General features: G+C 67.5%; 7 protein-coding genes. 5 read left to right on the top strand and 2 right to left on the bottom strand.

Going from position 1 to position 9,113, the window contains the following annotated elements; translation table 11 throughout:
- A partial coding sequence (gene acnA, locus HOQ08_RS09665) for an aconitate hydratase AcnA (RefSeq protein ID WP_291193747.1) occupies positions 1 to 2,566 on the top strand: 2,566 nt, incomplete at its 5' end.
- Positions 2,567 to 2,691: 125 nt separating this feature from the next.
- Here the strand turns inward: acnA and HOQ08_RS09660 are convergent.
- On the bottom strand, positions 2,692 to 3,132 hold the full coding sequence (locus HOQ08_RS09660) for a hypothetical protein (protein WP_291193743.1): 441 nt from the start codon (positions 3,130 to 3,132) through the stop codon (positions 2,692 to 2,694).
- Between the two features lie 98 nt (positions 3,133 to 3,230).
- Between HOQ08_RS09660 and HOQ08_RS09655 the strand changes: the two genes are divergently transcribed.
- A complete protein-coding gene (locus tag HOQ08_RS09655; protein WP_291193741.1) occupies positions 3,231 to 4,916 on the top strand; it encodes an AMP-binding protein in 1,686 nt (561 codons plus the stop codon).
- Positions 4,917 to 4,934: 18 nt separating this feature from the next.
- Here HOQ08_RS09655 and HOQ08_RS09650 read toward each other — a convergent pair whose 3' ends face one another.
- The gene (locus HOQ08_RS09650) at positions 4,935 to 5,303 is read right to left on the bottom strand and encodes a PilZ domain-containing protein (RefSeq protein WP_291193738.1); all 369 of its coding nucleotides are present in this window, start codon (positions 5,301 to 5,303) and stop codon (positions 4,935 to 4,937) included.
- 765 nt (positions 5,304 to 6,068) lie between these two features.
- Here HOQ08_RS09650 and HOQ08_RS09645 point away from each other — a divergent pair.
- The 3 genes from HOQ08_RS09645 to HOQ08_RS09635 all read left to right on the top strand — a co-directional run.
- On the top strand, positions 6,069 to 6,971 hold the full coding sequence (locus HOQ08_RS09645) for a ScpA family protein (RefSeq protein WP_291193735.1): 903 nt from the start codon (positions 6,069 to 6,071) through the stop codon (positions 6,969 to 6,971).
- A 35-nt stretch (positions 6,972 to 7,006) separates the two neighbouring features.
- The gene (gene scpB / locus HOQ08_RS09640; RefSeq protein ID WP_291193732.1) at positions 7,007 to 7,873 is read left to right on the top strand and encodes an SMC-Scp complex subunit ScpB; all 867 of its coding nucleotides are present in this window, start codon (positions 7,007 to 7,009) and stop codon (positions 7,871 to 7,873) included.
- A partial coding sequence (locus HOQ08_RS09635) for a pseudouridine synthase (protein WP_291193729.1) occupies positions 7,870 to 9,113 on the top strand: 1,244 nt, incomplete at its 3' end. The genes scpB and HOQ08_RS09635, both read left to right, overlap by 4 nt.

The raw sequence follows: 9,113 nt of genomic DNA, 5'->3' as shown, positions 1-9,113 counted from the left end.
GAAGATCCTGCTGGAGAACCTGCTGCGCCACGAAGACGGCCTGAACGTGACCTCGAAGGAAATCGAGGCAGTCGCCAACTGGGACGCCAAGGCCGAGCCGGACACCGAGATCTCCTTCATGCCCGCGCGCGTGCTGCTGCAGGACTTCACCGGCGTGCCTTGCGTGGTCGACCTCGCCGCCATGCGCGACGCGGTGGTCAAGCTCGGCGGGGACGCCACCCAGATCAACCCGCTGGCGCCGGCCGAGCTGGTGATCGACCACTCGGTGCAGGTCGACGCCTACGGCTCCGAATCGGCGCTGGAACAGAACGTCGAGATCGAGTTCGAGCGCAACCACCAGCGCTACTCCTTCCTGCGCTGGGGCCAGAAGGCGTTCAACAACTTCAAGGTGGTGCCGCCGCGCACCGGCATCGTGCACCAGGTGAACCTGGAGCACCTGGCGCGCGTGGTGTTCACCGCGCAGAAGGACGGCCAGCTCTGGGCCTACCCGGACACCGTGTTCGGCACCGACTCGCACACCACCATGGTCAACGGCCTGGGCGTGCTCGGCTGGGGCGTGGGCGGCATCGAGGCCGAGGCGGCGATGCTGGGCCAGCCTTCGTCCATGCTGATCCCGCAGGTGGTCGGCTTCCGGCTGACCGGCAGGCTGTCCGAGGGCGTGACCGCCACCGACCTGGTGCTGACCGTCACCCAGATGCTGCGCAAGCTCGGCGTGGTGGGCAAGTTCGTCGAGTTCTTCGGCGACGGCCTCAAGCACCTGCCGCTGGCCGACCGCGCCACCATCGCCAACATGGCGCCGGAATACGGCGCGACCTGCGGCATCTTCCCGGTGGACCAGGAGGCGCTGAACTACCTGCGGCTGTCCGGCCGCGAGGAATCGCAGATCGCGCTGGTGGAGGCCTACGCCAAGGCGCAGGGCCTGTGGCACGACGAGACCACCCCGCACGCGGAGTTCACCATCACGCTGGAACTGAACCTCGCCGACGTGCGCCCGTCCATGGCCGGCCCCAAGCGCCCGCAGGACCGCGTGCTGCTCGAAGGCGTCAAGCAGAGCTTCCACGACGTGATCGGCCCGCTCACCGCCAACCGCAAGGCCGGCAGCGGCAGCGTCGGCGTGCAGAAGGACGGCGAGAACCTCACGCTGAAGGACGGCTCGGTGGTGATCGCCGCGATCACCTCCTGCACCAACACTTCCAACCCGGCGGTGATGCTCGGCGCAGGCCTGCTCGCCAGGAAGGCCGCCGCCAAGGGCCTGAAGGCCAAGCCCTGGGTGAAGACCTCGATCGGCCCGGGCTCGCTGGTGGTCACCGACTACCTGGAAAAGACCGGCCTGCTGAAGGAGCTGGAGAAGGTCGGCTTCTTCATCGTCGGCTACGGCTGCACCACCTGCATCGGCAACTCCGGTCCGCTGCCGGCCGAAATCAGCCAGGGCATCGGCGCGGGCGACCTGGCGGTAGCCTCGGTGCTCTCGGGCAACCGCAACTTCGAGGGCCGCGTGCACCCCGAGGTGAAGATGAACTACCTGGCCTCGCCGCCGCTAGTGGTCGCCTATGCGCTGGCCGGCACGCTGGACATCGACCTGACGACGGAGCCTCTGGGCACCGGCAACGACGGCCAGCCGGTGTACCTGAAGGACATCTGGCCCACCAACCAGGAAATCTCCGACACCATCGCCGGCGCGATCAGCCCGGCCATGTTCGAGAAGAACTACGCCGACGTGTTCAAGGGCGACAGCCGCTGGAACCAGATCGCCTCGCCGGACGGCGCACTGTACCGGTGGGAGGATTCGACCTACATCAAGAACCCGCCCTACTTCGACGGCATGACCATGGATGTCGGCCACGTGAACGACATCCACGGCGCTCGCGTGCTTGGCCTGTTCGGCGATTCGATCACCACCGACCACATCTCGCCGGCCGGCTCGATCAAGAAGGACAGCCCGGCGGGCCGCTTCCTGATCTCCAAGGGCGTGGAACCGAAGGACTTCAATTCCTACGGCTCGCGCCGCGGCAACGACGACGTGATGGTGCGCGGCACCTTCGCCAACATCCGCATCAAGAACCTGATGCTGGGCGGCATCGAAGGCGGCTACACGCTGCATGTGCCCACCGGCGAGCAGATGGCGATCTACGATGCGGCCATGAAGTACAAGGCCGAAGCCACGCCGCTCGTCGTCATCGCCGGCAAGGAATACGGCACCGGCTCCTCGCGCGACTGGGCGGCCAAGGGCACCTTGTTGCTGGGCGTCAAGGCGGTGATCGCCGAGAGCTTCGAGCGCATCCACCGCTCCAACCTGGTGGGCATGGGCGTGCTGCCGCTGCAGTTCAAGAACGGGCAGAACGCGCAGTCGCTGGGGCTGACCGGCAAGGAATCGATCGAGATCGTCGGCTTGGCCGGCGGCGAATCGAAGGAAGCCAGGGTGATCGCCACCGCAGCCGACGGCACCAAAAAGGAGTTCGCCGTGCACGTGATGCTGCTCACGCCGAAGGAGCGCGAGTTCTTCCGCCACGGCGGCATCCTGCAGTACGTGCTGCGCCAGCTGGCCGGCCGCAAGGCAGCCGCCTGACGCGTCCCCGAAGCACCAGCGACAAGGCCGCCTCCGGGCGGCCTTGTCGTTTTTGCCTACGTAGGGTGGGCTTCAGCCCAACGCAACTTGCAGGAGAGATGGCGAAGCCCACCCTAGGCGATGCGCTACAACTGCCTCTCCCACGTTGCGCTGTAGCAGCGCCACTGGTTCCCATCCCTGCGCCATGCCGTTTCCACCTGGTACACGCCGGCCGCATCCGGCAGCAGGTGGCTGCCGCGGGTCAGGCTTGCGGTGAAGCGCGCCACCAGCCGCTCCCCGCGACGCTCCACCGTCACCGGCCCCAAGGTCACTCCCACATGCTCGCCGCGCAGATGCGCCAGGCGGATGAGGTTGGCGATGTCCTTGCGCTCCAGCCGGCCGCCATTGCCGTCGAAGTCCTCGCTGAGCGGCTCGACCACGCCGCCGGCATCGGCCTCTTCAGCCGCCTGCCCGGCCGAAGCGATGGCCTCGCGCACACGCGTTTCGTCCGGCGCATGCCGGCAGCCGGCAAAGGCCGCCAACAGCATGGCGAGACCGCAGGAAAACACCCTTTTTCGCGTCTGCATGAACCCTCCGATTCCCGTCGCGGCGCGGCTTGTGGCCATGCGCTGGCGTATGCTCCAATGCCTCGGCCGCAAGGCGAACGGGGAAACAGGAACACTACATGAGCAACGAGCGTCCGTGGCTGGCCCACTATCCGCATGATGTGCCCGCGCAGATCGACGTCAACGCCTATGCGTCCGTCGCGGCGGTGGTGGAAGAGGCCTTCGACAGGTTCGCTGACCGACCCGCCTTCGCCAGCTTCGGAAAGCAGCTCAGCTACGGCCAGATCGAGGCGCTGAGCCGCCAGTTCGCCGGCTACCTCACCGGCGTGCTGGGCCTGAAGAAAGGCGACCGGCTCGCCATCATGCTGCCCAACGTGCTGCAGTATCCGATCGCGCTGTTCGGCGCGCTGCGCGCGGGGCTGGTGGTGGTCAACACCAATCCGCTCTACACCGCGCGCGAATTGAGGCACCAGCTGGAGGATTCCGGCGCCAAGGCGATCGTGGTGCTGGACAACTTCGCCTCGACCCTGCAGGAAGTGCTCGCGCAGACGCGGGTCGAGCACGTCGTGACGACCGGCATCGGCGATCTGCTCGGTTTCCCCAAGGGCGCACTGGTCAACTTCGTGCTCAAGCACGTCAAGAAAATGGTGCCCGCCTACCATCTGCCGCAGGCGGTCCGCTTCCGCGACGCGCTGGCGCTGGGCGCAGCCCACCCGATGCCGGCGGTCGCGCTGGACCACGACGACCTCGCCTTCCTGCAGTACACCGGCGGCACCACGGGCGTCGCCAAGGGCGCGATGCTCAGCCACGGCAACATGGTGGCGAACATGCTGCAGGCGGGCGCCTGGATCGGCGACCTCGCCAAGCCGGGCGAAGAAGTGATCATCACCGCGCTGCCGCTGTACCACATCTTCTCGCTGTGCGCGAACGGCCTGGTGTTCATGCGCCTGGGCGGGCTCAACTGGCTGATCACCAACCCGCGCGACATGCCCGGCTTCGTCAAGGAGCTGAAGAAGTCCGGTTTCACCGCGCTCACCGGGGTCAACACGCTGTTCAACGGCCTGCTCAACACGCCCGGCTTCGCCGAGCTCGATTTCTCCCGCTTGCACCTGACCCTTGGCGGCGGCATGGCCGTGCAGCGCGCGGTGGCCGAGCGCTGGAAGAAGACCACCGGCTGCACCCTCGCCGAAGCCTATGGCCTCACCGAGACTTCGCCGGCGGTATGCATCAACCCGCTGGACCTCAAGGACTACAACGGCTCGATCGGCCTGCCGGTGCCCTCCACCGACGTGGCGATCTGGTCGGAGGACAACCAGCCGCTACCCATCGGCGACGTCGGCGAGCTGATGGTGCGCGGGCCGCAAGTGATGAAGGGCTACTGGCAACGTCCGGAGGAAACGGCCAAGGTGCTGGGCACGGACGGCTGGCTGCATACCGGCGACATCGCGCGGATGGACGGGAATGGCTACGTCTATATCGTCGACCGCAAGAAGGACATGATCCTGGTGTCCGGCTTCAACGTCTATCCGAACGAGGTCGAGGACGTGGTCATGCAGCACCCGGGCGTAGCCGAAGTCGCCGCCGTGGGCGTGCCGGACGAGCATTCCGGCGAAGTGGTGAAGCTGTTCGTGGTGCGTAGGGATCCCGCATTGACGGCCGAGGCGCTCAAGCAGTTCTGCCATGACAACCTGACCGGCTACAAGCGCCCGAAACTGGTCGAATTCCGCGACGCGCTACCCAAGTCCAACGTGGGCAAGATCCTGCGCCGCGAACTGCGCGACGAGCAGAAGAAGGCTACCGCCTGATAAGCCGGAAGGCAGGCTTCACTCCTCGCGCCAGTGCTCCAGGATGTCGGCATAGCCGCCCAGCAGGTTCCACAGCGGCACCTGCTTGTCCTCGGGAATGCGCGAATAGGCAAAACCGATGTGCCGGTCCGAGATGCGCGCGACCACCGCTTCGAGATGGATGTGCAGGTCCCGGCCGAAAATCATGTCCAGCACCCAGCTCTGCCCCAGTTCGCCCTGCCAGCCCAGCGGCCGGCGCAGCAGCGCGCCCGTGGCCGAGATATCGACCAGTTCGGTCGGGTGCGACTGCACGCCGTGGCTCATCAGCACGGTCGTTTCGATGCGCATGCGCGCGGGCCGCAGGAACTTGGGGCCCGACTCATCCGCTACGTTGTCTTCGATCGTCATCTAGCTCCCCAACTCAGGCGCGCCTGCGCCTCCCGTGACGTCCCTGCAATCGTACGACGCATTCCGCGAGTCATCGACAGCGGCTGCAGGTGCTGGACCGCGGCTGTGCGGGGCCCGCAATTGCGGGCTTCGTCCAGATGCACAGGCGGCAAGCCCGCCCGCGGCCCTTCGGGCAAAGCGAAGCAAGTGCCATGCCATGGCGGGAACGACGTATCGTTCTTCCCTGCTCCAGCAAAAAAAGTCGCCGAACTGCCGCGCTCGGCGGAAAGCGGGACGCGCCGTGTCACAAGCTGCCCAAGCAACGCGATCGCGCGGTTCAATGCGGCCCAAGCCTCCCATGGCTCTCGCGCATACTGGACTTGCCGCGACGCTGACGCTAACCTGTGGCCATCGGCGGGTTCCAGCGTGCGCCGTGGCGGCCATCCTGGCCACCGCGACACGCATCCCAGGCATCCCGCAGACCGATTTGAACCGTCCCTGGCGCAAGGCGCCATCCTGTCACGTGTCCATGCCGAGCCCCGCAAGCCTGGCCTGGACCCGATGACCGCCCGCCTGACCGAACCGCTGACCGATGCGGCCTCGTCACGCGGCACCGCGGCGAGGGTTCCGGCCGGAGTCTTTGGCCAGAAAGGGCAAGCCAGCTTGACCGACTGCCGGCCTCGAGCCGCGGTCACGAGGGGATACCCGTCCGCAGGGCGCCGCCTTGCGACGATGGCAGGTTTTGAAGCATTGCCGGCCGCGTGAGCGGCCCCACGACATGCATTGATGAGCACAGATCCGCAGCAGCCGGTCATACCGCCGCAGGACGCCTTCGCGTCGATCCCCCAGCAGCAGGAAATGCCGCTGGCGATCGTGCGCGGCGAGCCACTGCTGCAGATGCCGCAGGACCTGTACATCCCGCCGGACGCGCTGGAAGTTTTTCTCGAAGCGTTCGAGGGCCCGCTGGACCTGCTGCTGTACCTGATCCGCCGCCAGAACCTGGACATCCTGGACATTCCGATTGCCGAGATCACCCGGCAATACATGGAATACATCGACATGATGCGGGACGTGATGCGGCTGGAGCTGGCTGCCGAGTACCTGCTGATGGCCGCGATCCTGGGCGAGATCAAGTCGCGCCTGCTGCTGCCGCGACCGCCCGCCGAGGAAGGCATCGAAGAAGACCCGCGCGCCGAACTGGTGCGCCGCCTGCAGGAATACGAGCGTTTCAAGAAGGCGGCCGAGGACATCGATACCCTGCCGCGCCTAGAGCGTGACACGGTGGCGGTGCAGGCCGAGGTGGGCGAACGCAACGTGGTCAAGCTGCCGCCGCCGCTGGACCTGAAGGAAATGCTGCTGGCGCTCAAGGACGTCATGCACCGGGCCGAGCTGTTCGGCCACCACGCGATCAAGCGCGAGGCGCTGAGCGTGCGCCAGCGCATGGGCGAACTGCTGAGCCGGCTCGAGGACGCCACCTTCCACCGCTTCGAGAGCCTGTTCGACGTCGGCGAAGGCCGCCTGGGCGTGGTGGTGACCTTCCTGGCCATGCTGGAACTGGCCAAGGAAATGCTGGTGGAGATCGTGCAGGAAGAACCGCTGGCGCCGATCTACGTCAAGGCCAAGGCAGCACTGGCCGACGAAAGCGCCGAACTGCCGGACGACATGCCGGTTTCCGCCGCCGCCGAGTGACGGCGCGCCCCATTCGCATCTCTGACCTCAAGGCCATGCAGATCGAGCAACTCAAACCCATTATCGAAGCGGCCCTGCTCGCGGCCAGCCAGCCGCTCAGCGTGTCGCAGCTGGGCGACCTGTTCGTCGAGGAAGACGGAGTCGACCGCGAGGCGATCGCCCGCGCGCTGGAAGCGCTGGCCGGCGACTGCGCCGGCCGCGGCATCGAGCTCAAGGAAGTCGCCTCCGGCTTCCGCTACCAGGTCCGCCAGGACGTGCACCCGTGGGTGTCGCGCATGTGGACCGAGAAGCCCAGCCGCTACTCGCGCGCGCTGCTGGAGACGCTGGCGCTGATCGCCTACCGCCAGCCGATCACCCGCCCGGAGATCGAGCAGATCCGCGGCGTGGTGGTGTCCTCCAACATCATCAAGACGCTGGAGGAGCGCGAATGGGTCCGCGTGGTCGGCCACCGCGACGTGCCCGGCAAGCCGGCGCTGTTCGGCACCACCCGGGCGTTCCTCGACTACTTCAACCTCAAGTCGCTCGACGAGCTGCCGCCGCTGTCGGAAATCCGCGACATGGAGGATCCGCAGCTGCGGCTCGACCAGGAGCCGCTGCCTCCGCGGGTGATCAAGGATTTGCCGATCGATCCGGACGAGGAAGACGCCGAGGCCGCGCATGACGAGGCGGCATCCAGCGAGGCCGACGAAATCGGTGCCGAGTCCCTTCATGACGAGGCTTCCGCCGACCACGCGCCTGCGCCCGCCGAAGCCGCGGCGGAACCGGCTGACACCATCGAAACCACACCCGCCGCATCCGACGGCGAGGCATCCATCCCATCCGCCACTGCCGACGAGGCAGCAGCCCCTGCGGACGTCGACGAAGACGCCGCCGAGCAGAACACCGAGGAGTACCGCGCATGACTGCGCCGCAGAAATCCGTCTTGACCCTCAAGCGCGAAGCCCGCGCCGAGGTCGCCGCCCCCGCCCTGGAAGAACGCCTGCACAAGGTGCTGGCCAATGCGGGCCTGGGCTCGCGCCGCATGCTCGAGCAGCGCATCCAGGCCGGCGAAGTGGAACTCAACGGCACGCCGGCCGGCATCGGTGCCAGCGTGCATGCCGGCGACCGCGTGGTGCTCGACGGCAAGCAGTTCGTCGTCGCCACCGACAACCGCGACGACACCGAGGTGCTGCTCTACCACAAGCCCGAAGGCGTGCTGACCACCCGCGACGATCCCGAAGGCCGCCCGACCGTGTTCGAACAGCTGCCGCGCCTCAAGGGTGCGCGCTGGGTCGCCGTGGGCCGCCTGGACATCAACACCACGGGCCTGCTGCTGCTCACCACTGACGGCGAGCTGGCGAACGCGCTGATGCATCCCAAGAGCGGGCTGGAACGCGAATATCTCTGCCGCGTGCACGGCGAGGTGCCCGACGAAGTGATCGAGAAGCTCAAGGCTGGCGTCGAGCTGGAAGACGGCCCTGCCCGCTTCGACGAGATCGCCGTCATCAGCCGCGGCGGAAGCCACAGCTGGTTCCGCGTGGTGATCCGCGAAGGCCGCAACCGCGAGGTTCGCCGCCTGTGGGATTCGCAGGGCTTTCTGGTCAGCCGCCTGAAGCGCATCCGCTATGGCCGCGTGGAGCTGCCGCGCACGCTGCGCCGCGGCGAGTGCGAAACGCTCTCCGAGGACGCGGTCAAGGACCTGCGCAAGAGCTGCGGCCTGGGTCCTGCGCAGCCGGCACTTACGCTGAGTCCGGTGCTGCACCAGCGTCGCGCCAGCCGCAATGTCACTGAATACCGGCCCGAGCGCGGCGCCACCGGCGCCTGGAGCGGCGCCTACCAGGACGAGGCGCGCGAGTTGCGCGCATTCGACCGCATCCGCGAAGAACCGGTGCGCGGCAAGCAGCAGCGCCGCAGGCCCGGCAAGGAAGTCAACGGCAACGTGGCCCGTCCCGAGCGGCCGGCCAATCCAGGCCGGCGCAAGAACAAGCGCGGCGTGGCGCCCGGCCAGGAACTGCCTTCGGTGCGCACCTGGTTTGCCGGCGAAAGCCGCGAAGGCGGCAACCGCGGCCATGCTCCCGGAGGCAATGCAGCCGGCGGCAACCGCCGCGGCGGCAAGCCCGCCGGCGCCCGCCATGGCGGCGAAGCGCGCGGCACCGGGAGCCC

This window comes from Frateuria sp. (assembly GCF_013362045.1).
Taxonomy (GTDB): Bacteria; Pseudomonadota; Gammaproteobacteria; order Xanthomonadales; family Rhodanobacteraceae; genus Frateuria_A.
Note: the sequence above shows the minus strand (reverse complement) of the source record. Positions and strands in the feature narration are given on the sequence as shown.